Origin of the sequence: Nesterenkonia pannonica (genome assembly GCF_019575955.1) — a bacterium.
Classification (GTDB): domain Bacteria; phylum Actinomycetota; class Actinomycetes; order Actinomycetales; family Micrococcaceae; genus Nesterenkonia; species Nesterenkonia pannonica.
In genome coordinates this window covers 1,988,397-2,011,814 of the sequence record NZ_CP080575.1, presented here as the reverse complement: position 1 = coordinate 2,011,814, position 23,418 = coordinate 1,988,397, and the positions used below count along the sequence as shown (strand labels likewise).

Here is a 23,418-nt window from a genome sequence, read left to right as displayed (position 1 = left end):
CAGGATAGTCCCCACGTGCTACGGGATCGGTGAAAGTCCGAACCGGCGGTGACAGTCCGCGACCCTCCTGTCCAGGAGGCTGAGCTGGTGAAACTCCAGCACCGACAGTCAGAGTCTGGATGGGAGTGGCACAGAAGGAGATGCGCGCATTGGGCACCGCCCCGCACCACGCCCACGAGCCCTTCATGCAGCAGGCGCTCGACGCCGCCCTGCAGGGCCATCGAGGAGCGAACCCGCTTGTAGGAGCTGTGCTGACGGACAGCAGAGGAGCGGTGCTGTCCGTAGGCCACCACCGAGGCGCCGGCAGTCTGCATGCCGAACGGGACTGCATCGCCAGGGCACAGAGCAGCGGAATCAGCGACTTCAGCGGAACGACGCTCTACAGCACCCTGGAGCCCTGCCGCAATTACGGCCGAACACCAGCGTGCACCCAGCTGATCCACGAGGTCGGCATCGGTCAGCTGGTGTACGGGGCGAAGGACCCCACCGCCAACACAGGCGGCGCAGATATTCTCACCGAGGCCGGGGTCAGCGTCGTCGCGGGCGTGATGGCCGCTGACGCCGAGGCGCTCAACCACCGATGGACCGCAGCCCAGAAGCAGGGAGGCCGTTCGTCACGGTGCACCTCGCGCAGTCCCTGGATGCGCGCATCGCCGCTGCGGACGGCACGAGCCAATGGATCACCGGGCCCGAATCCCGTACGCACACGCACACCATCAGACAGCGCATCGATGCCATTCTGGTCGGAACCAACACTGCTCAGGTCGACGATCCGAGGCTGACGGCGCGCACGCCGGACGGAGAACTCGCTGAGACCCAGCCTCTGCGCTGCGTCATGGGCCGCCGCGAACTGGCGCCGGGTGCCAAGCTCACACAGGGGCGTCCCGAAGGCGACAGGTGGGCCCAGCTGCGCACCAGGGACCCCTTCGAGGCGCTCCTGACTCTGGCGTCGGCCCAGCACAACGGCTTTCCAGTGCGGCATGTCCTGGTCGAGGGCGGCCAGTCCGTGCTCTCGGCGTTCGTCGCCGCAGATCTCGTCGACGAGATCTTCGCCTACGTGGCACCCGTGCTCATCGGCACCGGACAGGACGGCTCGGCCCGGAACACCCTCGGCAGCATCGGCGTTGAGACCTTGACGGATGCGCCCCGATACGGCCTCGACCCCGCAGATGGGGCCCCGTCACTGTGATGGGGACGACGTCTGCCTTCACCTCACCCCGAAGGGAGCCCAGTAGTTGTTCACCGGCATCATCACCGGCCTCGGAACCGTCCTTGAGCGGACGCCCGAGCCCGTCAGAGGCGTTGAGCGCCTCGTCATCGAAGCCCCGGGCACGTAGCAGACCTGCCTCTGGGCGGTTCCATCGCAGTCAACGGCGTGTGCGTCTCCGCCGTGGACATCACCGCTGACACCCTGGCCGTCGAGCTGATCCCCGAGACCCTCAAGCGGTCGACCTTCGGGGAGTCCGGGCCGGGTGACCGCGTCAACCTTGAGCGCTGCCTGTAAGCAGAGGCCAGGCTGGACGGACACGTGGTCAGGGCCACGTGGACGGCGTGGGGACTCTCACCGAACGCGACAGCAACGACGGCCGCCACCGCTTCGCTGTGCTTAAGCAAAGCTCGCGCCGTACCTTGCAGAGAAGGGCTCAGTCGCCATCGACGGCGTCTCCTGACCGTCACAGCGGTGGGCAGCGATGAGGCGATGGGCCAGACGTGGTTCGAAGTCGGCCTCATTCCCACCACCTTGGCAGAGACCACCCTCGGGCTCCTGCAGCTGAGCAGCAGCGTGAATATTGAGGTGGACGTCCTCGCCAAGTATGTGCGCCGGATGCTTGCGTTCGACTCCGCAGCACCCGCCGAGCGTGAGCCGCTCGGCCTCGCGGGCATCCCCGCCGTGCGCCAGCCTGACACTCCCGGCCCGGTTCTGGACCGGGTGGAGTGGCTCTCAACGAGCTCTCGGCCGGGCGCCCAGTCGTCGTGGTGGACGATGCTGATCGGGAGAACGAGGGCGACCTCGTCCTCCCTGCCTCCGCTGCCACCGCGGAGGTGCTGGGCTTCATCGTTCGCCACACCTCCGGCGTCGTCTGCGCCCCGATGTCGGCCGAGCGCGCCCGTCACCTGGCGCTTCCGCCGATGGTCGCGGAGAACACTGACCCGAAGGGAACCGCCTACACCGTCAGCTGCGACGCTGCCGGAGTCGTCTCCACCGGGATCAGCGCAGAGGACCGGGCGATCACCGCGCGGGCGCTCGCAAGCCCTGAGACGACCGCCTCCGACCTCACGCGGCCGGGGCACATGTTTCCGCTCGTGGCACATGCCCAGGGCGTGCTGGGCCGGGAGGGGCACACTGAGGCGACCGTCGATCTGTGCAGGCTCTCCGGGCATGCAGAGGTGGGGCTCATCGCGGAAATGGTGCATGACGACGGCTCCATGATGCGCCTGCCCGCGCTGCGGGAGTTCGCCGATGAGCACGGGCTTGCCTGATCAGCATCGCTGACCTCATCGAATACCGAGGGGCACGGCCTCTCCCCATGCTGTTCAGGAGCTTCACGCGGCAGCGTGGGACGCCCCTGCGGAGACCGCAGCAGGCCTTGTCAGCTCGGGGCCGCAGGTGATGCTGCCCACGGACTTCGGCATCTTCACCGCCCAGGTGTGGACGGAGCACGCGACGGGCCACGAGCACATGCTGCTCTCGGCGGATGCCGCGGACACGAAGAACCCGATGGTCAGGCTCCACTCCGAGTGCGTCACCGGCGACGTCCTGCACTCCCACCGGTGCGACTGCGGAACGCAGCTCGCTGCGGCCCTCGAGGAGCTGGAGCGTGACGGCGGTCATCTGCTGTACCTCAGGGGCACGAGGGGCGAGGCATAGGCCTGGCCAACAAGATGCGCGCCTACAAGCTCCAGGAGCAGGGCGCGGACACCGTTGAGGCCAACGAGATGCTCGGCCTTGCCGCGGAGCTGAGGACTTCACGGGCGCCGCTGCGATTCTGCACTCCGCGGGCATCAGACGTCTGAGGCTCCTCACCAACAATCCCGCAAAGGTGCAGGCGCTGTCCGCGACCGGGCTCGACGTGGAGCAGGTTCCTTCGGCGGGCATCGTCCAGGAGCACAACGAGCGCTATCTGCGCACCAAGCGCGACCGCATGGCGCATATGCTGGATCATCTGCAGCTCAATGAGCAGAATGAGAGCCTGGAGAAGACGAGTCTGACGAGTGCCGAGGAGGCTTAGAGCATGAGCGGAGCAGGTGTCCCGCAGGTTGACCAGGACGAGCTCAAAGAGATCGCCAAGGCCGCCAAGAAGCTCAAACTCAAAGTCGCTGTGGTGGCGGCGCAGTGGCACCAGCAGGTGATGGACGGCCTGGTCGGCGGGGCGGACCGCTACCTGAACAGCGTGGGTCTGGACGACTACACGCTGCTGAGGTCGTAAGCTCCTACGAGCTGCCGGTGGTCGCTGCCCACGCCACCAAGAACTTCGACGTCATCGTCGCCCTGGGCGTCGTGATCCGCGGTGAGACTCCTCACTTCGACTACGTGTGCCAGGCTGCGACCGACGGCTTGGCGCGCCTGTCGATCTCCACGGGAAGCCGATCGGCTTCGGCGTGCTGACGGTGGACACCGAGGGCAGGCGCTCGCCCGGGCCGGTCTGTCCGGCTCCAAGGAGGACGTCGGCAGCTCCAGCGCCCATGCGGCCGTGGCTGCGGCCCTGGAGATCAGCAAGCTGAAGAAGTAGGCGGCAGGCGCGGAAGGTAGGGTGGTCAGGTGAAAACTTTCGACGAACTCTTCGCCGAGCTGGCGGCCAAGGCGGAGGAGCGGCCCGCGGGCTCCGGCACTGTCGAAGCCTTGGATGCTGGGGTGCATCAGATCGGCAAGAAAGTCGTGGAAGAGGCAGCGGAGGTCTGGATGGCCGCCGAGCATCAGTCCCGCGATGAGGCGGCCGAGGAGATCTCTCAGCTGCTCTACCATCTGCAGGTGATGATGCTTGCCAAAGGTCTGACGCCTGCGGACGTCTACCGCTTCCTGTGACCCTACCGATCGTGACGAGGAACCCCTAGAACCATGCTGCGCGTTGCTGTGCCCAACAAGGGCGCCCTGTCTGAAGCTGCCATGTCCATGCTGTCCGAGGCGGGGTATCTCCAGCGCCGGGACCGCAAAGAGCTCCGGCTGATCGATGAGGCCAATGGAGTCGAGTTCTTCTACCTCAGGCCCAAGGATGTCGCCGTGTTCGTCGGGCAGGGGATCATTGATCTCGGCCTGACCGGGCGTGACCTCTTCGCCGATGCCCGAGTGGGCCACGGGGCTGAGGAGGCCATGGGATTGGGCTTCGGCCGAGCGTCCTTCCGCCTCGCCGCCCCGCGCGGCATCTTCTCCTCGGCCTCCGAGCTGCGGGGCAAGCGCGTCGCCACCACCTATGACGGGCTGCTCTCCTCGTGGCTGGAGGAGCAGGGCATCGAGGATGTCGACGTGGTTCATCTGGACGGCGCTGTCGAGTCCGCCGTGAGCCTCGGCGTCGCGGATGCGATCGCAGATGTGGTGGAGACCGGCAACACTCTCAAGGCTGCAGGCATGGAGACTTTCGGGAGGCCATTCTGGAGTCGGAGGCCATCCTGATCTCTGCGTCGGGGAGCGGACGGCAGTGGGTGACGGCAACGGCGCGGATCGGCTCATTCGCCGCATCAAGGGCGTGCTGACCGCCAGGCAGTACGTGATGATGGATTACGACATCAGGCGCGAGCACCTCGAGTCTGCGGCAGCCATCACGCCGGGCCTGGAATCGCCTACGATCTCGCCCCTGGCGGACGAGAACTGGGTGGCAGTGCGGTCCATGGTGCCTGCTCAGCAGACCAATCAGCTGATGGATGAGCTCTACGACCTGGGCGCCAGGGCGATCCTCGTCACGACCATCCACGCCTGCCGGGTGTAGGAGGAGGATCCCCAGATGTCGCTAGCAGTTCGGGTCATTCCGTGCCTCGACGTCGACGCCGGACGGGTCGTCAAGGGTGTGAACTTCGAGAATCTCCGCGATGCCGGGGACCCGGTCGAGCTCGCTCACCGATACAACCGCGCTTAAGCGCCGATGAGCTGACCTTTCTGGACGTCACCGCCTCCAGCGATGATCGCGGAACCACGTACGACGTGGTGTCGCGGACGGCCTCGGAGGTCTTCATCCCTCTCACGGTCGGTGGGGAGTCCGCAGCCCCGAGGATGTGGACACGCTCCTCAAGTCAGGGGCCGACAAAGCCAGCATCAACACTGCGGCCGTCGCTCGGTAAGCTGTCATCAACGACATCGTCGCCAGGTTCGGAAACCAGGTGCTGGTCCTGTCGCTGGATGCCAAGCGCACCGGCGCCACGGAGTCGGGCTATGAGGTCACCACGCACGGAGGCCGACGCGGAACCGGCATCGACGCGCTCGACTGGGCCAGAGAGGCCTCCGAGCGCGGGGTGGGTGAGATCCTGCTCAACTCGATCGATGCTGACGGCACGCAGGACGGCTTCGACACTGAGATGATCGCTGCTGTCCGTGCGGTGACCCGCGTGCCCCTGATCGCCTCCGGAGGCAGCCGGCGTCCCGGAGCACTTCCCTGCAGCGATCGATGCCGGGGCCGACGCCGTCCTGGCGGCTTCCGTGTTCCACTTCGGCCCCACGGACATGTTCGCGCGGGTCAAGGACGCCATCCGAGCCATGCTAAGCTACCCGGTAAGGTGATCCCCTGATGAGCCAGATCACTCCTGCGGCCGACATTTCCGGGAAGCTCGCCTTCAATGAGGCAGGGCTGGTGCCCGCTGTGGCCCAGGATGCTGACTCCGGAGCTGTCCTTATGCTTGCCTGGATGAACGAGGAGGCCCTGGCCGCGACGCTGGCTACGCGTCGCGGAACCTACTATTCGCGCTCGCGCGCTGGGCTGTGGGTGAAGGGCGAGACGTCCGGGAACGTCCAGCACGTCCGCTCGGTGAGCATCGACTGCGACGGCGATACGGTGCTGCTCATCGTCGATCAGACGGGACCCGCCTGCCACACCGGGAGCCTACGTGCTTTGCGGGTCGAGCTGCCGCTGGCACCGATGGAGGAGGCCGAATGAGGACTTGGGCACTGTCGCGCCCGCGCGCGAAGAGTTCCTGGACCTGGCTTCCGAGCACCGCGTCATCCCGGTGACGATGACCGTGCTGGCCGACGGGCACACTCCCTCAGCATTCACCGGACGCTGGCGCCCGACGGCGGAAGCCGGCACGTTCCTCATGGAGTCAGCAGCACCAGGCGCGGCATGGGACCGCTACAGCTTCATCGGCGCCCGCTCCGCCGCAGTCCTGACGGAGAAGGACGGGGCCGCGCATTGGCTGGGCACCCCTCCGGCCGGAACGCCGTCTCAAGGAAACAGCGCCGACGTCCTGCGGGACACGCTGCGGTTCCTTGCGGGCGACAGCGGGCGCGCCCGCACAGCAGCCCTCCCTCACCTGAGCTCGGGGCTCGTCGGCTACATCGGGTGGGACGTGGTCCGCCATTGGGAGCGCCTCCCGCACCCGCCTGCGGAAGGCTTGGGGCTCCCCGAGATGGCCATGAATCTTGTGTCGGACCTGGCCGTCCATGACAATCGCAGCGGCACGGTCACGCTCATCGCCAATGCCATCAACGTCGACGGTCGCTCCGAGGGCGCGGAGAGGGCGTACGAGGATGCCGCAGACCGTCTGCGCCGCATGCGCGACGATCTCAGCCGTCCCGTGGCCCCTGAGCTCACAGCGGCTGAGCCCGACTGGTCCGCGGCAGTGGAGGCCGAGCTGCACAGCCGAGTCCGCCATACCTGGGACGAGTCCGAATACATGGACTGCCTGCGCAGGGCCAAGCAGGCCATCGTGGACGGCGAGGTCTTCCAGATCGTCGTCTCCAGGAGGTTCGAGGTGGACACGAGCGTCGATGCTCTGAGCATCTACAGGATGCTCCGTCTGCTCAACCCGAGCCCCTACATGTATCTCATGAGCTTCGAGACCCCCGACGGCGAGCCCTACCAGGTGGTCGGCGCCTCCCCTGAGGCGCTCGTCACCGTGGAGGACAGGATCGCCGTCTCGCACCGATTGCTTAGGCACACGGCCGCGCGGGGCCACTCCGGCCGAGGACAGGGAGCTGGCCGAGGACCTGCTGGCCGATGAGAAGGAGCGCGCCGAGCACATCATGCTCGTTGACCTGGCGCGCAACGATCTCGCCAAAGTGTGCGAGCCGGGATCGGTCGAGGTCACACGGTTCATGTCGGTGGAGCACTTCAGCCACGTGATGCACCTGACAAGCCATGTGCAGGGCAGGGTCGCAGACGGGGCTGAGCCCTTCGACGTTCTCGCCGCGACCTTCCCTGCCGGAACCCTGTCCGGCGCCCCTAAGCCTCGGGCTCTCCAGCTGCTCGATGAGTGGGAGCCCACGCGCCGGGGCGTATACGGGAGTGGTCGGCTACTTCGACCTCTCCGGTCGCATGGACGCGGCCATCGCGATCAGATCCGCGGTCCTCTCCGGCGGAACCGCCTACGTGCAGGTAAGCGGCGGAATCGTCGCCGACTCCGACTTCGACGCAGAGCGGATAGAGACGGTGAACAAGGCGGCAGCCCGCTGCGTGCGGTTCTCGCGGCTGACAGGCTGCGCACCTATGACCGCGATCCCGGAGAGCGCCGACCAGGAGGCGCAAACCGGCGCGCGCCCGGTCTGCAGAGGCGAACCCTGGTGCTGGCGGCGCTGGTGGCCAGCGGCATACTGTTCGCCGCCACCACCCAGACGTGGGTGCTGGCGGAGGGCCTGGGAGACACTGCCCCGGTGGCCCAGGTCGAGATTCCCGGCACCGAGATCTCTGACCTCGTGACAGCGATGGCGCTGGTGGGGCTCGCTGCGGCCCTGGCTGTATCGATCGCGCGCAGGGTGCTCCGCTATGCGGTGGGCGCTGTGCTGGTGGGCGCGGGTCTGCTGGCACTGGTGCAGGTGGTGGGCGTCATCGCCGATCCCGCGGGAGCCTCGATGGTCGCGCTGGGAGAGACGACCGGTACGACGGGTAGGCCGAGAGCTACGGCGTCGGCGTCGCCGCCTATGCGGCCGCAGCGGGCGCGGGCCTGATGCTCATCTCCGGAGCGGCGCTGCTCATGGTCGCGCACCGATGGCAGGACGCCAAGGCGTCGAAGAAGTACAGCCGCACCGGCGCCGTGGTAAGCGCATCGGCCGACGAGGCCGGACGAGTTCGATCTGTGGGATGGACTGTCGCAGGGCGATGATCCCACCGAGGACGCGACTGAGCCGAACTGCCCTCCCATGGCAGAATGGACACCTAGAACCAGTGACGCCCCGCAGAGGCGGCGACCGGAAGAGCAGCGCAGAGGAGATTCTTATGGCGAGCACCAGCACCAAGGTCCGTGATGTTGAGCAGGAGCCCGTGGCGGACGACGAGTTCATCCACCACGATCACATCGGCCACGGGTCCACCCCGCTGCGTGGACGCTCGTTCTGGGCGTCATCCTCGGATCCGTGATTATCGGCGTCGGAATGATCATCTGGGTCGAGGTGCTCATCTGGATCGGCGTCGCCATCCTGCCCCTGGCCATCATCGCCAAGCATCGTCATGAAGAAGATGGGGTACGGCGTCGAGCTGGACACCAAGGCGGTCCTGAATCGCGGTGCGGACCCGCGCAGCCACCAGGTAAGCGCAGCCGGGCCGTACGCGCGGCGCCGAGGCTCGGCAGCCGGGCAGCGGCACCAGCTGAGCAGGGCTGCCGGTTTCTGAATGCCGAACATTCTCGAACAGATCATTGAGGGCGTCCGCGAGGATCTCGCGGACCGTCGTGCAGCCGTGCCCCCACGTGAGATCACGGCCCGCCTGGCCGACACGGAGCCAGCGCTGAACGTGCGTGAGGCCCTGGCCGGAGGACGCGACGACGAGGACGGCGTGAAGATCATCGCCGAGGTCAAGCGCAAGTCCCCGTCCAAGGGCAGCCTGTCCGGCATCCCGGATCCCGCGAGGCTGGCACGCTCCTACGCCATAAGCGGAGCCAGCGTCATCTCGGTGCTGACCGAGCGTCGCCGTTTCAGCGGCAGCCTCGAGGATCTCGACGCCGTTCGCCGCGCTGTGAGCATCCCTGTGCTGCGCAAGGACTTCATGGTCGACGAGTATCAGTTCCACGAGGCTCGGGCCCACGGCGCAGACCTCGTGCTGCTGATCGTCGCGGCCCTGGACGACTATCAGCTCCGCGACTATCTGTCCCTGACGCGCGAGCTGGGCATGGACGCTCTCGTCGAGGCGCACACGGAGGCTGAGATACACCGAGCCGTGGATGCCGGGGTAGGCATCGTAGGCATCAATACGCGCAACCTGAAGACTCTTGAGGTCAACCCGGCGCACTACGACGACATGGCCGCGCACCTGCCTGATGACGCCGTGCGGGTCGCGGAGTCGGGAGTCGACGGGCCGGGCATGGTGCGCAGCTACGCACAGCAGGGCGCTGATGCGGTGCTCGTCAGGGAAGCCCTGGTCAAGCACGGGGACCCCGAAGCAGCCGTGCGTGAATACCGCCGATACAGCAGTGCCAAGGAGGGTCTGTAAATGACTGAGCAGAAATCGCACGATGCTCCCGCTCAGCAGCGCTACCGCGACGCCGAGGGGCCGTACTTCGGAGCCTACGGCGGACGCTGGATGCCGGAGTCCCTGGTCGCGGCCCTGGACGAGTTGGAGGCTGCCTTTCGCAGCGCCAAGGCGGACCCGGACTTCACGGCCGAGTACCAGCGTCTGTGCCGCGACTACACCGGACGACCCAGCCTGCTCACCGAGGCGACTCGCTTCGCGGCAGCCGCAGGGCGCGCGCATCTTTCTCAAGCGCGAGGATCTCAACCACACGGGATCCCACAAGATCAACAACGTTCTGGGTCAGGCCCTGCTCGCCAAGCGGCTCGGCAAGACCCGACTGATCGCGGAGACGGGAGCGGGCCAGCACGGCGTCGCCACAGCGACCGCCGCTGCCCTCATGGGCATGGAGTGCGTCGTCTACATGGGTGCGGAGGACACGCGCCGGCAGGCGCTCAATGTGGCGCGGATGAACCTTCTCGGAGCTGAGGTGGTTCCTGTCGAGGCCGGAGCCAAGACGCTGAAGGATGCCATCAACGAGGCCCTGCGCGACTGGGTGGCCAGTGTGGACGAGACGCACTACGTCCTGGGCACCGTGGTAAGCCCCATCCCTTCCCTGAGCTGGTGCGCTTCTTCCACCAGGTCATCGGAGATGAGGCTCGAGCAGATCCTCGAGCAGACAGGTCGGCTCCCGGACGCCGTGGCGGCGTGCGTGGGCGGAGGGTCCAACGCCATCGGGCTCTTCCACGGCTTCCTCGACGACGAGTCAGTGGCGCTGTACGGCTTCGAGTAAGCGGCGACGGCGTGGAGACAGGTGGCACGCCAGCTCCATCACCCTGGGACGCTCGGGCGTGCTTCACGGGGCGCGCTCCTACCTCATGCAGGACGAGGATGGGCAGACGGTCGACTCACACTCCATCTCTGCGGGCCTCGACTATCCGTCGGTCGGACCTGAGCACGCCTACCTGGCCGACGCCGGGCGCGTCTCCTACGAGCCGGTGACCGACACCGAATGCATGGATGCCTTCCAGCTGCTCTGCCGGACAGAGGGCATCATTCCTGCCATCGAGACGGCCCACGGACTCGCGGGCGCCGCCAGGCTCTCAGCCTCCTGGGGTGATGAGGGAGCGGGCCGCATCATCATGGTGAACCTCTCCGGCCGCGGCGACAAGGACGTCGCAACGGCCGCGGAGTGGTTCAGAATGCTGCCTGGCCAGGAGAACGATCCGGTCGCCGACGATTCCGGTGCGAAGGCGCCGGACGAGGGGTCGAAGCGTGAGCATCACTGCAGCAGCCATCGACAGGGCCAAGGAGCGCAAAGGAGCGGCGTTCATCGGATACCTGCCTGCGGGCTACCCCGATCGCGACACATCCATCGCTGCCGCCATCGCTCTGGCCGAGAACGGCGCCGATGTCGTCGAGATCGGCATCCCTATTCGGACCCCGTCATGGACGGGCCGGTCATTCAGCAGGCCACCACGGAGGTGCTGGGTCGAGGATTCCGCCTCGACGAGGTGTTCGAGGTGGTCAAAGCCGTGACAGAGGCGACGGACGCCGCCGTGGTCGTGATGACCTACTACAACGTGATCGATCGGATGGGGGCCGAGACCTTCGCCAGACGACTTGCGGAGGCAGGCGGAGCGGGGCTATCACCCCCGACCTCATCCCCGACGAAGCATCCGACTGGATCGCGGCGGCGGAGAAGTACGATCTTGACCGGATCTTCCTGGCAGCACCGACCTCCACTGAGGAGAGGCACCGGTCCATCGCGGAGAGCTCGCGCGGATTCGTCTACGGCGTCTCCCTCATGGGCGTGACCGGCAAGCGAACCGCCGTATCGGACGCCGCAGCCCGCGTGGTGCGGGCCTCGAAGGCGGCAGGCGCCTCGCGGGTCTGCGTGGGCCTGGGCGTCTCCACGCGCGCCCATGTCGAGGAGATCGGCCGCTACGCCGACGGCGTGATCGTCGGCACTGCTCTGGTCGCGGCCCTGCGCGACGGCGGGGTTCCGGCTCTCAGCAGTCTGGCCGCCGAGCTGAGCGGTCGTGCCTGATAGCGTGACCGCCGTGACTGCAACGCTCGCCTCTGGCTTTCCGCCGCCGCCGCTCCGAACATTGGACCTCCCAGGCCCGTTCGAGATCGCAATGTACGCACTCTGCATCGTGCTGGGCGGCATCCTCGCCGTCGTCGTGGCCTCCAAGCTCTGGAAGTCGCGCGGGGAGACCCTGAGGACGTGATGAGCGCCACCCTGTGGGCCGTGGTGCTCGGCATCATCGGCGCAAGGCTCTACCACGTGGTGAGCTCCCCGATCCCTACTTCGGACCGGATGGAGACCCCATGCGAGCCTTCCGGGTGTGGGAGGGCGGCCTCTCGATCATCAGGGCTGTCATCTTCGGCGCTCTGGGGTCTACATCGCCTGCCATGGCACGGAATGAAGTTCCCAGCACTCGCGGACGCCGTCGTGCCGGGCGTCATCCTGGCACAGGCAGTGGGCCGCTGGGGCAACTGGTTCAACCAGGAGCTCTTCGGCCGTGCCACCAACCTTCCCTGGGGCCTGCGCATCGACCTGGACCAGGCCTCGCAGGCGCCGAGAGGCACCACTGAGGACACGCTGTTCCACCCCACATTCCTCTACGAATCGGTGTGGAACCTCATCGGCTTCGTCGCCCTCCTGTGGCTCTATCGACGCTTCCGCTTCCGGCCGGGGATCGTGGCCCTGACCTACGTGGCGTACTACTCGCTGGGCCGGTTCTGGATCGAATCCCTGCGCATCGATGAGGCCACCAAATCCACCCAGTACCCCTCTCCGAGATCGGCCTCGACTGGCGGCTCAACCAGATCATCGTCTTTGTGCTGTTCATCGCGGCCGTGGCCGCCATGATCTGGCTCTGGACCAAACGTCCCCGGACCGACGAGCAGCTCGACGAGCAGCTCCAGGGATACCGTCCCGACTCGCGCATGCGTTCGGACGGCGACGGCGATCAGCAGCAGCAGTTCGCGACCGTCCCGGCTCAGGGAGCCTGAGGCCCGATGAGGGGCCGACCGAGGCTGAGGACCCATCGCCGGAGCCCACTGACGGTCCGCCCCGAACGTAACGCAATTTGCGCCGCTCGACCCTCGAGCGGAAAATAGGCCTGATAGCCCTCGAGGGTCAGGCTTCTACGAACGCCCCGGATCGGGTCGCACCCAATCCTTTCCGAGGCACGCACCCCGAGTGCATCCATGCCGAGCGCGCCCACCCCCAGCGCCTGACTCCCGTCATGCGTGCTGAGCGCGCGAAGGTCTCCCCTGAGTGGAGGAAGGAACTGATCATGTCCGCACCGCAGGTCATCAGCCCATTTGAACGCTTCGCCGCATTCCCTGAGAAGCAGGGCCTCTACGACCCTGCCAACGAGCATGAGAACTGCGGAATGGCCGCGGTGGCGACCCTGCGGGGCACCCCGGGGCACGACATCGTCGACCACGCGCTCTACGCTCTGCGCTGCGTTGAGCACCGCGGTGCCGTCGGAGGCGACGTGGGCACGGGAGACGGTGCCGGAATTCTGACTCAGATTCCGGATGAGCTGTTCCGCGCAGTGGTGGACTTCAACCTTCCCCAGCAGGGCGACTACGCCGCAGGCACCGCCTTTCTGCCCCAGGATGAGGCCGAGCGCAATCAGGTCACCGCCGCATTCGAGGAGATGGCTGCTGAGCAGGGCCTGACGTTCCTGGGCTGGCGCGATGTTCCGATCGACGACTCCATGATCGGCTCGATGTCTCGCGCGGCCATGCCCTACTTCAAGCAGGCCTTCGTCACTGTGGCGCCCGAAGACTCGGAGGAGTATGCGAGCTCCGCTGCGGGCAGCCTGGACCAGCGGGCCTGGAGGCTGCGCAAGCGTGCGCAGAACAGGCTCGGCGTCTATTTCGCCTCGCTGAGCTCGAAGACCATCACGTACAAGGGGATGCTGACCACAGCTCAGCTCGAGCCCTTCTACCCTGACCTCTCCGACGAGCGGTACACGTCGACGCTCGGCATCGTGCACTCCCGCTTCTCCACCAACACCTTCCCCTCGTGGCCGCTGGCCCAGCCGCTGCGGCAGGTGGCGCACAACGGTGAGATCAACACTGTTGAGGGCAACCGGAACTGGATGCGAGCACGCCAGTCCATGATGTCCTCAGAGCTCCTCGGGGACGACCCCGAGTACCTCTTTCCCATCTGCACGCCGGGAGCATCCGACTCGACCAGCTTCGACGAGGCTGCCGAGATGCTCATGCTGTCCGGGCGGCCGCTTTCGCAGGCTATGCGGATGATGATTCCGGAAGCGTGGGAGAACCATGCCTCCATGGATCCCAAGCTCCGCGCGTTCTACGAGTACCACGCGATGCTCATGGAGGCCTGGGACGGCCCGGCCGCCATGGCCTTCACGGACGGCAATCAGCTGGGCGCCGTCCTGGACCGCAACGGCCTGCGCCCGGCGCGCTGCTGGGTCACCGACGACGGTCTCGTCGTCCTCTCCTCCGAGGTCGGCGTGATGGACCTCGATCCGGCACGCGTGGTCCGCAAGGGCCGCGTCGCCCCAGGATGATGTTCCTCGCCGATACGGCCGAGGGCCGCATCATTGAGGACGAGGAGATCAAGCAGGATCTGGCCTCAGGTAGGCCGTGGGAGGAATGGGTCGCCGAGAACCTCGTCGAGCTGAAGAACCTTCCCGAGCGGCTGCACGTGAAGCATCCCTCGGGCTCGGTCCGGCTGCGGCAGCAGACCTTCGGCTATACGCACGAGGAGCTCAAGACGCTGGTCGGCCCGATGGCCTCCACGGGTGCTGAGCCGTTGGGCGCGATGGGCACGGACACTCCCATCGCCGTCCTGGCAGACCGTCCCAGGCTGCTGTTCGACTACTTCGTGCAGGCATTCGCGCAGGTCACCAACCCGCCCCTGGACGCGATTCGCGAGGAGCTCGTCACCTCACTGGGCGTATACATCGGCCCCAACGGCAACGTGCTGAGCTCAGAGCATGTGCGGCACCAGCAGGTGAAGCTGGACTTCCCCGTCATCGACAATGATCAGCTGGCGAAGATCGCCAACATCCGCAACGGCGAAGGCCAGAAGGTGGCGCTGAAGATTCGCGGGCTCTTCCGCGTGGGCTCCACTGAGGAGGAGTTCCGCCAGCGCATTCGCGAGATCTGCGAAAAGGTCTCTGCGGCCGTCAACCGCGGCGTGAACTACATCGTCCTGTCCGACCGCGACTCCAACGCCCAGTGGGCTCCGATCCCGTCTCTGCTGCTGACCTCTGCGGTGCATCACCACCTGCTCAAGTCCGCGAACAGAACGCGGGCGAGCATGATCGTCGAGGCCGGAGATGTCCGCGAGACGCACCACGTGGCGCTGCTGATCGGCTACGGCGCGGCGGCCGTCAACCCCTACCTGGCCATGGAGTCCGCTGAGGACATGGTGCATCGCGGCGAGATCACCAACGTCGATGAGCAGCAGGCGGTCAAGAATCTGATCACCGCCCTGGGCAAGGGTGTTCTGAAGATCATGTCCAAGATGGGCATCTCCACCGTCGCGTCCTACTGCGGGGCTCAGACCTTCGAGGCCGTGGGCCTGTCGCAGCGGCTGGTCGACCAGTACTTCTCCGGAACCGACTCCCTCATGGGCGGTGTGGGCCTCGACGTCATCTCGCGGGAGACGCAGGACCGGCACGCACTCGCGTACCCGCAGGACGGCAACGACTTGGGCCGCGGCTCAGAGCTTGAAGTCGGCGGCGAGTACCAGTGGCGGCGCGACGGCCCCCTCACCTGTTCAACCCTGAGACGGTATTCCGGCTGCAGCACGCCTCGCGCACCCGCCGGTACGACATCTTCAAGCAGTACACCAAGGCAGTGGACGACCAGTCAGAAGCTCTGATGACGCTGCGCGGGCTCTTCAGGTTCAAGGAGAACGGGCGCTCCATACCGATCAGCGAAGTCGAGCCGGTCAGCGAGATCGTCAAGCGCTTCAACACAGGCGCGATGAGCTACGGCTCGATCTCCCAGGAGGCGCACGAGACCCTCGCCATCGCAATGAACCGCCTCGGCGGGCGCTCGAACACCGGCGAGGGCGGGAGCACCCGCAGCGCCTCATCGACCCTGAGCGGCGCAGCGCCATCAAGCAGATCGCCTCCGGCCGCTTCGGCGTGACCAGCCAGTACCTGACCCACGCCGATGACCTGCAGATCAAGATGGCTCAGGGCGCCAAGCCCGGCGAGGGCGGCCAGCTCATGGGCAGAAGGTGTACCCCTGGGTGGCTGAGACCCGCCACTCAACCCCTGGCGTCTCCTTGGTCTCGCCCCCGCCGCACCACGACATCTACTCGATCGAAGACCTCAAGCAGCTGATCTACGACCTCAAGCGGGCCAACACTGCGGCGAGGGTCAACGTCAAGCTCGTCTCCCTGCACGGTGTGGGCACGGTGGCGGCGGGTGTGGCCAAGGCCAGCGCCGACGTCGTGCTGATCTCAGGGCACGACGGCGGCACGGGCGCCTCCCCGCTGAATTCGCTCAAGCACGCCGGCACCCCATGGGAGCTCGGTCTGGCCGAGGCGCAGCAGACACTGATGCTCAACGGTCTGCGTGAACGCATCACCGTGCAGGTCGACGGCCAGATGAAGAGCGGAAGGGACGTCGTCATCGCTGCGCTTCTGGGCGCCGAGGAGTACGGCTTCGCCACCGCGCCGCTGGTCGTCTCAGGGTGCATCATGATGCGCGTCTGCCACCTGGACACCTGCCCGGTGGGCGTCGCGACTCAGAACCCGGTGCTTCGAGAGCGGTACACCGGCAAAGCCGACCACGTGGTGAACTTCTTCGAATTCATCGCCCAGGAAGTCCGGGAATACCTGGCCGAGCTCGGCTTCGGACCCTGGACGAGGCCATCGGACAGATCGACCGGCTCGACATGGACGACGCCAAGCGCCACTGGAAGTCGGAGGGCCTCGACCTCACCTCAGTGCTGACAGGCTGGGACCCGCACGAGGAGAAGACCGCGGGCATGCTGCGGCGCACCTCTGAGCAGGACCACGGTCTGGAGAAGCACTTCGACGTCGCACTGATCGAGAAGGCACAGGCAGCCATTCACCAGGGTGAGCAGGTGCGCATCGAGTCTCGTGTGGTCAACACTGATCGGGCTGTGGGCACCATGCTCGGCCACGAAGTGACCAAGGCACTGGGCCTCTCGACGCTGGACCACAACACGATCCAAGTCGACCTGCACGGAGAGGCGGGCCAGTCCTTGGGCGCGTTCCTGCCGCACGGCATCACGCTGAGGCTCACCGGCGACTCCAACGACTATGTGGGCAAGGGCCTCTCGGGCGGCCGAATCATCATTCACCCGCACCCCAGCGCGCCCTTCGTGGCCGAGGAGAACACGGTCGCGGGCAACGTCATCGGCTACGGGGCCACCCAGGGCGAGATGTTCCTGCGCGGCCAGGTCGGGAACGGTTCCTGGTCAGGAACTCCGGAGCCACCGCCGTCGTCGAGGGCATCGGCGACCACGGGTGCGAGTACATGACCGGGGACAGGCGCTGATCCTCGGCCCAACCGGGCGCAACTTCGGTGCGGGCATGTCAGGGGAACGGCGTACATCCTCGACTTCGACCGCGGCAGGCTCAACGACCAGGCCATCCGGACCGAAGCGCTGCTGCTCAGCGAGCTCGACGAGGAGGACAAGCAGATTGTGCTGGACCTCCTTCGGCGGCACCAGGAGGAGACCGGCTCGTCGCTCGCCGAGCGGCTGCTGGAGACGCCTGAGGCCACGCTCGACCGTATGACCAAGATCCTGCCCCGCGACTACGACGCCGTGCTGCGCGCCCGGGCGGATGCCCTCGATGAGGACTGGACCCCAATGGCGACGCCGCATGGCAGAAGATTCTGGAGGTGACCCGTGGCTGATCCGCGCGGATTCCTGAAATACCCCGAGCGTGAAGGGCCCTCCCGGCCGGTGCCGGTGCGCATCATGGACTTCAACGAGGTCTATGAGCGCCAAGACAAGAGCACCACGCAGACGCAAGCATCCAGGTGCATGGACTGCGGAATTCCCTTCTGCCACACGGGCTGCCCCTGGGCAACCTCATCCCTGACTGGAATGACCTCGTGTGGAGGGACCAGTGGGAGGAGGCCTCGGCGCGGCTTCACATGACGAACAACTTCCCGGAGTTCACAGGCCGCATCTGCCCTGCGCCCTGCGAGACCTCCTGCGTGCTGGGAATCAACCAGTAAGCTGTGACGATCAAGCAGTCCGAGGTTGAGATCGCCGACACCGCCCTCGAGCGCGGCTACGTGGAGCCCGTGGTGCCCTCCCGGCTCACCGGCAAGACCGTCGCTGTCGTCGGCTCCGGACCGGCTGGGCTGGCCGCAGCCCAGCAGCTGACACGCGCCGGACACACCGTCGCCGTCTACGAGCGGGATGACCGTGTCGGCGGCCTGCTCCGCTACGGAATTCCTGACTTCAAGATGGAGAAGCACCTCGTCGACTTCCGCATTGAGCAGATGGAGGCCGAAGGCACCCGGTTCTACCCCTCGACAGAGATCGGCGCGGACATCACCTGGGCCGCGCTGCGTGAGTCCTACGACGCGGTCGTCGTGGCGACGGGGGCTATGGTTCCGCGCGATCTCCCAGTGCCCGGACGGAGCCTGGGCGGCATCCACTTCGCCATGGACTACCTGGTGCAGTCGAACAAGGCCGTGGTAAGCGACGAGGTTCCGGACCAGATCCGGGCCGACGGCAAGCACGTCGTCATTCTCGGCGGCGGAGACACCGGAGCGGACTGCATCGGCACCGCACACCGACACGGCGCCAAATCGGTGACGACCCTGGCCATCGGCAAGGAGCTGCCTCGGGAGCGCCCGGGCCACGAGCCGTGGCCCATGGATCCGCGCATCTTCGAGATGTCCAGTGCCCACGAGGAGGGCGGCGAGGTGCAGTGGCTCGCGTCCACGGTCGAGTTCAGCGGTGACGAGAACGGCAACGTGCGCGCACTGAAGGTCGCTGAGACGGAGTACCGCGAGGACGGCTCCCGCGGCCCCAAGCCCGGAACCGAGCGTGAGATCCCAGCGGATCTTGTCTTCCTCGCACTGGGCTTCACGGGCGCCGAGCAGGAGACCCTGGACAGCCAGGTGGGCATGGAGTTCACCTCTCGCGGGGCGGTCGGCCGCACAGAGGACTACCAGACCAATGTCGAGGGAATCTTCACCGTCGGCGATGCTGGCCGGGGCGCCTCTCTGGTGGTCTGGGCGATCGCAGAGGGCCGTGCGGCAGCGTCGAAGGTCGACGAGTACCTCGAGGGATCCACCAGGCTTCCCTACCCGGTGAAGCCGAGCGACCGTGCGATCTCTCTGACCTAGACGAGGGCGTCCGGAGCACTGCGCGGGCTCCCGAATCTGCCTCGGCCGCCGCCGATCTGCAGCGCCGGGATGTGCCTCCCTGCCCCTTGCGTTCTGCGGTAGGCTCAGCCTGTCTGGACCTGACACAGCGTGGTGTCGTGCCAGTTTTAACCTGACTGACCGACCCCTTGAAAGGTGAGGCATGAGACACGCAAAGATCGTCGCCACGTTCGGCCCGGCCACCGCCGGATATGAGAAGACCCGCCAACTGATCGAGGTAGCGTCGACGTCGTCCGCGTGAACATGTCCCACGGGGACTACGACGTGCACGAGGACACCTACCGCACCGTTCGCGAAGTGTCGAAGGATCTTCGCCGGGCAGTGGGGATCTTCGCGGACCTGCAGGGCCCCAAGATCCGCCTGGGGCGCTTCGCCGACGGCCCTCATCAGCTCGCCGAGGGAGATCGGTTCACGATCACCACTGAGGACGTCGAAGGCACACAGGAGCGCTGCTCGACGACGTTCAAGAAGCTGCCGGGCGACGTCGCTCCGGGTGACACGCTGCTGATCGATGACGGCAAAGTCGCCCTGCGGGCAGTTGAGGTCACCGATACCGACGTGATCACCGAGGTGACCGTTCCCGGTCCCGTCTCGAACAACAAGGGCATCAACCTTCCCGGTGTGGCCGTCTCCGTGCCCGCACTGTCGGAGAAGGACGAGGAGGACCTGCGCTGGGCGCTGCGCACCGGCTTCGACATGGTGGCGCTGTCCTTCGTGCGAGACGCTGCCGACGTCGAAGCAGTGCATCAGGTGATGGAGGAGGAGGGCCGCTACGTCCCCATCATCGCCAAGATCGAGAAGCCGCAGGCCGTCGACGCCCTGCAGGATGTCATCGACGCCTTCGACGCGATCATGGTTGCCCGCGGCGACCTGGGCGTGGAGCTGCCTCTCGAGGAGGTGCCGGTCGTTCAGAAGCGTGCCGTGGAGCTCGCTCGCCGGTGGGCCAAGCCTGTGATCGTGGCCACCCAGGTGCTGGAGTCGATGATCGAGAGCCCTCGTCCCACCCGCGCCGAGGCCTCCGACTGCGCCAACGCAGTCCTCGACGGAGCCGATGCCGTAATGCTCTCGGGCGAGACCTCGATCGGCAAGTACCCGGTCCGCACCGTGGAGACCATGAGCTCCATCATTCAGACCACTGAAGCGCGCGGCCTCCACCGCATCCCCAGCTGGGCACCAAGCCCAAGACCCGCGGCGGAGCGATCACCCGGGCCGCCAACGAGATCGCCGAGCAGCTGGACGTGGCATACCTCGCCACCTTCACGCGCTCCGGCGATTCTGCCCAGCGGCTGTCCCGCCTTCGCCCCCGGCAGCCGATCTTCGCCTTCACACACGTGGAGCACACGCAGAACACGCTGACCCTCTCCTGGGGGTGCAGCCGCGATGGGTCGAGTTCGCCTCGCACACCGACCGCATGACCTCACAGGTGGACAAGCAGCTCCTCGAAGAGGGCGTTGCGGAGGTGGGGACCTGGTGGTCATCGCTGCGCTCCCCTCCAGGCCAAGCCGGGACTACGAACATGGTCAAGGTGCACAAGATCGGCGATCTTCCCGACGGCGGCGCCAACATCGACGCGCTGCGGCGCGGTGACGCAGACGTGATGCTTAGCTCGTGAGCCTGTGGGTCCCTGGCCCAGCCAGAGCGCCGCATCGGCGCACTCTGCGCACTCAGCGCTCTAGAAGTGCGGCAGATTGATTCTGTGCCCGCGGCGCAGGAGAGCTAAGATGGAGCGGCTGGGCGGCTCATAGGCCGCCCGCTGCTTACCCGAATGGCGGAATTGGTAGACGCGCTCGACTCAAAATCGAGTACCACTGGTGTGTGGGTTCGAGTCCCACTTCGGGCACAGACCGATTGCAACGCCCCGATGAAGGAGCACCTTGACTGAAGAGAATCAGCACGACGCCGAAGCCGACGCCGTCCCCGCAGACGGTGGGCGTCGCCGTGTGCTGGTCGCTGAGGACGAGACGCTCATTCGGCTCGACATCGTCGAGATCCTCACCGGCGCCGGGTACGAGGTCGTTGCCGAGGCGGAGAACGGGGAGAAGGCGGTCGCCCTTGCGCGGGAGCACCAGCCGGACCTCGTCGTCATGGATGTCAAGATGCCCGTCATGGACGGCATCAGCGCCGCCAAGCAGATCGCGGAGGGCCGCATCGCCCCGTCCTGATGCTCACGGCCTTCTCCCAGCGGGACCTCGTCGAGTCGGCCCGGGAGGCCGGGGCGATGGCCTACGTGGTCAAGCCCTTCGGAGAGAATGACCTCATACCGGCCATCGAGGTGGCTGTCGCCCGTTTCGAAGAGATTCGCGCGCTGGAGGACGAGGTCGCTGACATCAGCGACAAGTTCGAGACCAGGAAGCTCGTGGAGCGCGCCAAATCGCTGCTCACCACGAAGATGGATCTGACCGAGCCGGAGGCCTTCCGGTGGATCCAGAAGACGAGCATGGACCGTCGTCTGACGATGCGCGAGGTCGCTGAGACCGTCGTCGACCAGATGGGCTGACCCGCGCCGTCCGAAGTCTCCGACCCGCCGCCGGGGCCCGCACTCGAATACTGAGACGGGCGTGGGGTGCACTGCACCGGTTCGGATCCCCGCATAGAATCGTGGGCATGTCCGCACCCACTGATCAGCCCCGATTCACCCCGCCCCAGCCTGTGACAGGCCCCTCCTCACCGGAGAAGCCGCGTTCCTGGCAGGTCACCGACGGCTACACCCGGGCAGCCGGCCCGTGGCATGCTCCGCGCCGTAGGCATGGGCGATGATGACTGGTCCAAGGCGCAGATCGGCATCGCGAGCTCGTGGAATGAGATCACTCCCTGCAACCTGTCGCTGGACCGACTGGCCAAGTCGTCCAAGGAGGGTGTGCACGCCGGGGCGGCTTCCCCATGGAGTTCGGGACGATCAGCGTGTCCGACGGCATCTCGATGGGACACGAGGGCATGCACTACTCACTGGTCTCGCGCGAGGTGATCGCGGACTCCGTGGAGACGGTGATGAATGCCGAGCGGCTGGACGGATCAGTGCTCCTTGCAAGCTGCGACAAATCCCTGCCGGGGATGCTGATGGCAGCAGCGCGCCTCGACCTTGCGAGCGTGTTCCTCTACGCAGGCTCGATCATGCCGGGCATTGCACGCTTCAAGGACGGAACCGAGAAGGAAGTGACCCTGATCGACGCCTTCGAAGGGGTCGGCGCATGCGGACGCGGCACCATGAGCGAAGAGGACCTCGACGTCATCGAGCGTGCCATCTGCCCCGGCGAAGGTGCCTGCGGCGGCATGTACACCGCGAACACCATGGCCTGCATCGGCGAAGCACTGGGCATGTCGCTTCCCGGCTCTGCGGCGCCGCCGTCAGCAGACCGTCGGCGGGACGCCTACGCGCGCGCCTCAGGAGAGGCCGTTGTCGAGATGCTGCGGCAGGGAATCACCACTCGCGACATCCTCACGAAGAAGGCGTTCGAGAACGCCATCGCCGTGACCATGGCATTCGGCGGCTCCACCAACGCGGTGCTGCACCTGCTGGCGATCGCCTCGGAGGCCGGTGTGGGTCTCGAGCTGGAGGACTTCAACCGCATCGGAGACAAAGTCCCGCACCTGGGAGATCTCAAGCCCTTCGGCCAGCACGTCATGGTTGACGTGGACAAGGTCGGCAGGGTGCCGGTCGTGATGAAGGCGCTTCTCGACGCTGGGCTGCTGCACGGAGACGCGATGACCGTGACCGGCAGAACGGTGGCAGAGAACCTGGAGGCGATCAGTCCTCCGGACATCGATGGAAAGATCATTCGCCATCTCGACAACCCCTCCACCCCAATGGGGGCATCGCGGTGCTGCGCGGCTCGCTGGCCCCGAGGGCGCCGTGGTGAAGTCTGCGGCTTCGATGCGGAGGTCTTTGAGGGCACCGCTCGCGTCTTCGAGCGTGAGCAGGCCGCACTGAAGGCGTTGGATGAGGGTGAGATCCAGGCCGGGGATGTGGTGGTCATCCGCTACGAAGGGCCCAAGGGTGGTCCGGGCATGCGTGAGATGCTCGCCGTCACCGGTGCCATCAAGGGCGCCGGTCTGGGCAGGACGTGCTGCTCATCACCGATGGGCGGTTCTCCGGAGGCACCACCGGCCTGTGCATCGGGCACATAGCCCCTGAAGCTGTGGACGGCGGGCCTATCGCCTACGTCGCCGACGGTGACCGGATCCGGGTGGACATCGCAGGCCGCACCATCGATCTGCAGGTCGAGGAGTCGGTTCTCGCCGAGCGGATGGCAGCGCCCGACTGGAAGCCGCTGCCTCCGTACGTGACCACGGGTGTGCTGGGCAAGTACGCGAAGCTGGTGCGCTCTGCGGCCGAGGAGCCTCCTGCGGCTGAACCTCGCCGCGCAATTCCATATGGTGAGACGACTCTCACAGGGTTGACATAGGTCACACGTCGGAGAACGATGGTTTCTATGCGCAGCGAACTA

General features: G+C 66.5%; 20 protein-coding genes, 1 tRNA gene, 12 pseudogenes and 1 riboswitch. Of the genes and pseudogenes, 32 read left to right on the top strand and 1 reads right to left on the bottom strand.

Annotated features, from left to right (window positions below; genetic code table 11):
* Positions 1 to 12 precede the first annotated feature (12 nt).
* Positions 13 to 135, top strand: a riboswitch (FMN riboswitch).
* Positions 136 to 185: 50 nt separating this feature from the next.
* Together K0H76_RS14315 and K0H76_RS14310 are read left to right on the top strand one after the other, a co-directional pair.
* Positions 186 to 431: pseudogene (locus K0H76_RS14315) on the top strand (riboflavin biosynthesis protein RibD); the annotation flags it as partial.
* A gap of 149 nt (positions 432 to 580) precedes the next feature.
* Positions 581 to 1,189 (top strand): RibD family protein, encoded by a 609-nt coding sequence (locus tag K0H76_RS14310; RefSeq protein WP_258933404.1) that lies wholly within the window; start codon positions 581 to 583, stop codon positions 1,187 to 1,189.
* Positions 1,190 to 1,207: 18 nt separating this feature from the next.
* Here the strand turns inward: K0H76_RS14310 and K0H76_RS14305 are convergent, their stop codons facing one another.
* Positions 1,208 to 1,333 carry a hypothetical protein gene (locus K0H76_RS14305; RefSeq protein ID WP_258935500.1) on the bottom strand — a complete coding sequence of 42 codons (126 nt, stop codon included), beginning with the start codon at positions 1,331 to 1,333 and terminating at the stop codon, positions 1,208 to 1,210.
* 9 nt (positions 1,334 to 1,342) lie between these two features.
* Here K0H76_RS14305 and K0H76_RS14300 point away from each other — a divergent pair.
* From K0H76_RS14300 to K0H76_RS14155, 30 genes and pseudogenes are all read left to right on the top strand, one after another.
* Positions 1,343 to 1,837: pseudogene (locus K0H76_RS14300) on the top strand (riboflavin synthase); the annotation flags it as partial.
* Positions 1,838 to 1,935: 98 nt separating this feature from the next.
* Positions 1,936 to 2,481 carry a 3,4-dihydroxy-2-butanone-4-phosphate synthase gene (gene ribB, locus K0H76_RS14295; protein ID WP_258933403.1) on the top strand — a complete coding sequence of 182 codons (546 nt, stop codon included), beginning with the start codon at positions 1,936 to 1,938 and terminating at the stop codon, positions 2,479 to 2,481.
* Positions 2,482 to 2,611: 130 nt separating this feature from the next.
* A complete protein-coding gene (locus K0H76_RS14290) occupies positions 2,612 to 2,869 on the top strand; it encodes a hypothetical protein (RefSeq protein WP_258933402.1) in 258 nt (85 codons plus the stop codon).
* A 14-nt stretch (positions 2,870 to 2,883) separates the two neighbouring features.
* The gene (locus K0H76_RS14285) at positions 2,884 to 3,015 is read left to right on the top strand and encodes a hypothetical protein (protein WP_258933401.1); all 132 of its coding nucleotides are present in this window, start codon (positions 2,884 to 2,886) and stop codon (positions 3,013 to 3,015) included.
* 26 nt (positions 3,016 to 3,041) lie between these two features.
* Positions 3,042 to 3,230 (top strand): hypothetical protein, encoded by a 189-nt coding sequence (locus K0H76_RS14280; protein ID WP_258933400.1) that lies wholly within the window; start codon positions 3,042 to 3,044, stop codon positions 3,228 to 3,230.
* A gap of 3 nt (positions 3,231 to 3,233) precedes the next feature.
* A pseudogene (gene ribH, locus K0H76_RS14275) lies at positions 3,234 to 3,731 on the top strand (6,7-dimethyl-8-ribityllumazine synthase).
* A gap of 29 nt (positions 3,732 to 3,760) precedes the next feature.
* Complete coding sequence (locus tag K0H76_RS14270; RefSeq protein WP_146341422.1) at positions 3,761 to 4,024, top strand: phosphoribosyl-ATP diphosphatase; 264 nt, start codon at positions 3,761 to 3,763, stop codon at positions 4,022 to 4,024.
* A gap of 33 nt (positions 4,025 to 4,057) precedes the next feature.
* A pseudogene (gene hisG / locus K0H76_RS14265) lies at positions 4,058 to 4,922 on the top strand (ATP phosphoribosyltransferase).
* 15 nt (positions 4,923 to 4,937) lie between these two features.
* Positions 4,938 to 5,707, top strand: a pseudogene (gene hisF / locus K0H76_RS14260) (imidazole glycerol phosphate synthase subunit HisF).
* 7 nt (positions 5,708 to 5,714) lie between these two features.
* Positions 5,715 to 6,154 (top strand): annotated as a pseudogene (hisI, locus tag K0H76_RS14255) (phosphoribosyl-AMP cyclohydrolase).
* A pseudogene (locus tag K0H76_RS14250) lies at positions 6,085 to 7,621 on the top strand (chorismate-binding protein); the annotation flags it as partial. The pseudogenes hisI and K0H76_RS14250, both read left to right, overlap by 70 nt.
* Before the next feature lie 81 nt (positions 7,622 to 7,702).
* Complete coding sequence (locus tag K0H76_RS14245) at positions 7,703 to 8,086, top strand: Trp biosynthesis-associated membrane protein (RefSeq protein WP_258935427.1); 384 nt, start codon at positions 7,703 to 7,705, stop codon at positions 8,084 to 8,086.
* Positions 8,086 to 8,241 (top strand): hypothetical protein, encoded by a 156-nt coding sequence (locus tag K0H76_RS14240; protein ID WP_258933399.1) that lies wholly within the window; start codon positions 8,086 to 8,088, stop codon positions 8,239 to 8,241. Before K0H76_RS14245 ends, K0H76_RS14240 begins: the two co-directional genes overlap by 1 nt.
* Before the next feature lie 113 nt (positions 8,242 to 8,354).
* On the top strand, positions 8,355 to 8,495 hold the full coding sequence (locus tag K0H76_RS14235; protein ID WP_258933398.1) for a hypothetical protein: 141 nt from the start codon (positions 8,355 to 8,357) through the stop codon (positions 8,493 to 8,495).
* Between the two features lie 90 nt (positions 8,496 to 8,585).
* On the top strand, positions 8,586 to 8,747 hold the full coding sequence (locus tag K0H76_RS14230) for a hypothetical protein (RefSeq protein WP_258933397.1): 162 nt from the start codon (positions 8,586 to 8,588) through the stop codon (positions 8,745 to 8,747).
* Positions 8,748 to 9,563 (top strand): indole-3-glycerol phosphate synthase TrpC, encoded by an 816-nt coding sequence (gene trpC, locus K0H76_RS14225; RefSeq protein WP_258933396.1) that lies wholly within the window; start codon positions 8,748 to 8,750, stop codon positions 9,561 to 9,563.
* 22 nt (positions 9,564 to 9,585) lie between these two features.
* Positions 9,586 to 10,374, top strand: a complete 789-nt coding sequence (locus K0H76_RS14220; RefSeq protein WP_258933395.1) for a pyridoxal-phosphate dependent enzyme — start codon at positions 9,586 to 9,588, stop codon at positions 10,372 to 10,374.
* A 482-nt stretch (positions 10,375 to 10,856) separates the two neighbouring features.
* A pseudogene (gene trpA, locus K0H76_RS14215) lies at positions 10,857 to 11,631 on the top strand (tryptophan synthase subunit alpha).
* A 13-nt stretch (positions 11,632 to 11,644) separates the two neighbouring features.
* On the top strand, positions 11,645 to 11,815 hold the full coding sequence (locus tag K0H76_RS14210; RefSeq protein ID WP_258933394.1) for a hypothetical protein: 171 nt from the start codon (positions 11,645 to 11,647) through the stop codon (positions 11,813 to 11,815).
* Complete coding sequence (locus tag K0H76_RS14205) at positions 11,815 to 12,459, top strand: prolipoprotein diacylglyceryl transferase (RefSeq protein WP_258933393.1); 645 nt, start codon at positions 11,815 to 11,817, stop codon at positions 12,457 to 12,459. Before K0H76_RS14210 ends, K0H76_RS14205 begins: the two co-directional genes overlap by 1 nt.
* Positions 12,429 to 12,602 carry a hypothetical protein gene (locus K0H76_RS14200; RefSeq protein WP_258933392.1) on the top strand — a complete coding sequence of 58 codons (174 nt, stop codon included), beginning with the start codon at positions 12,429 to 12,431 and terminating at the stop codon, positions 12,600 to 12,602. Before K0H76_RS14205 ends, K0H76_RS14200 begins: the two co-directional genes overlap by 31 nt.
* 287 nt (positions 12,603 to 12,889) lie before the next feature.
* A pseudogene (gene gltB, locus K0H76_RS14195) lies at positions 12,890 to 17,482 on the top strand (glutamate synthase large subunit).
* Positions 17,475 to 18,934 (top strand): annotated as a pseudogene (locus K0H76_RS14190) (glutamate synthase subunit beta). The pseudogenes gltB and K0H76_RS14190 overlap by 8 nt, the downstream one beginning before the upstream one ends.
* Positions 18,935 to 19,115: 181 nt before the next feature.
* Positions 19,116 to 20,649 (top strand): annotated as a pseudogene (gene pyk, locus K0H76_RS14185) (pyruvate kinase).
* 84 nt (positions 20,650 to 20,733) lie between these two features.
* Positions 20,734 to 20,813 (top strand) — tRNA-Leu (locus tag K0H76_RS14180).
* A gap of 34 nt (positions 20,814 to 20,847) precedes the next feature.
* Positions 20,848 to 21,470: pseudogene (locus K0H76_RS14175) on the top strand (response regulator).
* A gap of 107 nt (positions 21,471 to 21,577) precedes the next feature.
* On the top strand, positions 21,578 to 21,730 hold the full coding sequence (locus K0H76_RS14170) for a hypothetical protein (protein ID WP_258935499.1): 153 nt from the start codon (positions 21,578 to 21,580) through the stop codon (positions 21,728 to 21,730).
* Entirely contained in the window at positions 21,720 to 21,938 is a 219-nt protein-coding gene (locus K0H76_RS14165; RefSeq protein ID WP_258935426.1) for a dihydroxy-acid dehydratase, read from the top strand. Before K0H76_RS14170 ends, K0H76_RS14165 begins: the two co-directional genes overlap by 11 nt.
* Positions 21,854 to 23,098, top strand: coding sequence for a dihydroxy-acid dehydratase (locus K0H76_RS14160; RefSeq protein ID WP_258933391.1), 1,245 nt, complete (start codon positions 21,854 to 21,856; stop codon positions 23,096 to 23,098). The genes K0H76_RS14165 and K0H76_RS14160 overlap by 85 nt, the downstream gene beginning before the upstream one ends.
* Positions 23,035 to 23,376 carry a dihydroxy-acid dehydratase gene (locus K0H76_RS14155; protein WP_258933390.1) on the top strand — a complete coding sequence of 114 codons (342 nt, stop codon included), beginning with the start codon at positions 23,035 to 23,037 and terminating at the stop codon, positions 23,374 to 23,376. Before K0H76_RS14160 ends, K0H76_RS14155 begins: the two co-directional genes overlap by 64 nt.
* Positions 23,377 to 23,418: the final 42 nt, after the last annotated feature.

Excerpts from the sequence above, each read along its gene's own strand:
- K0H76_RS14310 (WP_258933404.1), top strand. The coding sequence starts at position 581 with ATGGACCGCAGCCCAGAAGCAGGGAGGCCGTTCGTCACGGTGCACCTC.
- K0H76_RS14290 (WP_258933402.1), top strand. The coding sequence starts at position 2,612 with ATGCTGCCCACGGACTTCGGCATCTTCACCGCCCAGGTGTGGACGGAG.
- K0H76_RS14285 (WP_258933401.1), top strand. The coding sequence starts at position 2,884 with ATGCGCGCCTACAAGCTCCAGGAGCAGGGCGCGGACACCGTTGAGGCC.
- K0H76_RS14240 (WP_258933399.1), top strand. The coding sequence starts at position 8,086 with ATGCTCATCTCCGGAGCGGCGCTGCTCATGGTCGCGCACCGATGGCAG.
- K0H76_RS14235 (WP_258933398.1), top strand. The coding sequence starts at position 8,355 with ATGGCGAGCACCAGCACCAAGGTCCGTGATGTTGAGCAGGAGCCCGTG.
- K0H76_RS14230 (WP_258933397.1), top strand. The coding sequence starts at position 8,586 with ATGAAGAAGATGGGGTACGGCGTCGAGCTGGACACCAAGGCGGTCCTG.
- trpC (WP_258933396.1), top strand. The coding sequence starts at position 8,748 with ATGCCGAACATTCTCGAACAGATCATTGAGGGCGTCCGCGAGGATCTC.
- K0H76_RS14220 (WP_258933395.1), top strand. The coding sequence starts at position 9,586 with ATGCTCCCGCTCAGCAGCGCTACCGCGACGCCGAGGGGCCGTACTTCG.
- K0H76_RS14205 (WP_258933393.1), top strand. The coding sequence starts at position 11,815 with ATGAGCGCCACCCTGTGGGCCGTGGTGCTCGGCATCATCGGCGCAAGG.
- K0H76_RS14170 (WP_258935499.1), top strand. The coding sequence starts at position 21,578 with ATGTCCGCACCCACTGATCAGCCCCGATTCACCCCGCCCCAGCCTGTG.
- K0H76_RS14165 (WP_258935426.1), top strand. The coding sequence starts at position 21,720 with ATGGGCGATGATGACTGGTCCAAGGCGCAGATCGGCATCGCGAGCTCG.
- K0H76_RS14160 (WP_258933391.1), top strand. The coding sequence starts at position 21,854 with ATGGAGTTCGGGACGATCAGCGTGTCCGACGGCATCTCGATGGGACAC.